The organism is Ruminococcus difficilis (assembly GCF_016680995.1).
Genome location: NZ_JAEQMG010000008.1, coordinates 1 through 721, shown reverse-complemented (window position 1 = coordinate 721; position 721 = coordinate 1). Strand labels below are relative to the sequence as shown.

General features: G+C 51.2%; 4 tRNA genes. All 4 read right to left on the bottom strand.

The features are described from left to right. Positions 1-108: 108 nt before the first annotated feature. A tRNA-Gln gene (locus JKK62_RS00180) sits at positions 109-183 on the bottom strand. A 68-nt stretch (positions 184-251) separates the two neighbouring features. Beyond that, positions 252-327 (bottom strand) — tRNA-Lys (locus JKK62_RS00175). 3 nt (positions 328-330) lie between these two features. Next, positions 331-407, bottom strand: a tRNA-His gene (locus tag JKK62_RS00170). 216 nt (positions 408-623) lie between these two features. After that, a tRNA-Arg gene (locus JKK62_RS00165) sits at positions 624-700 on the bottom strand. Positions 701-721 lie beyond the last annotated feature (21 nt).

Genomic DNA, 721 nt, shown 5'->3' with positions numbered 1-721 from the left:
TGTCCCACCGGGACATTTTTACCCGCCTGCGGCGGGCTCGGTCGCCTTCGAATCCCGCCGATTTATATAGTCAATAATTAAGGCACCCGTTTAGGGTGCCCTATTTATTGGCTGGGCTGGCGGGATTCGAACCCACGGATGACGGAGTCAAAGTCCGTTGCCTTACCGCTTGGCGACAGCCCAAAATAATTAAGCTCAGTTGGCAGAAAACTGACTAAAACAAAGCCGCCCAAGTTCCCTTGTGCGGCATTTGGTGACCCATCGGAGATTCGAACTCCGGACACCTTGATTAAAAGTCAAGTGCTCTGCCAACTGAGCTAATGAGTCAAGTGGGGTGGAATGACGGATTCGAACCGTCGGTCTCCAGTGCCACAAACTGGCGCGTTAACCAACTACGCTAATCCCACCATATATGCACCAAAATTAATTTGGTGCCACTTGTCGCGCCTTTTGGCGCTATTGGCGCGCCAAAAGTACATTGTACTTTTGGAAAAGTCCTTCTCGCTTGCGTAGTTCAGTGCGAACAAAAGAGCATCATCTGCTCTCTCCCTAAAAACGTCATACCATGACGTTTTTACCCGCAATGCGGGCACGGTCGCCTTCGAGTCGCCTTTTGGCGCTATTGGCGCGCCAAAAGGGACTCGAACCCCTGACCTACTGCTTAGAAGGCAGTTGCTCTATCCAGCTGAGCTATTGGCGCATATCTGATTTTCATCAGCCT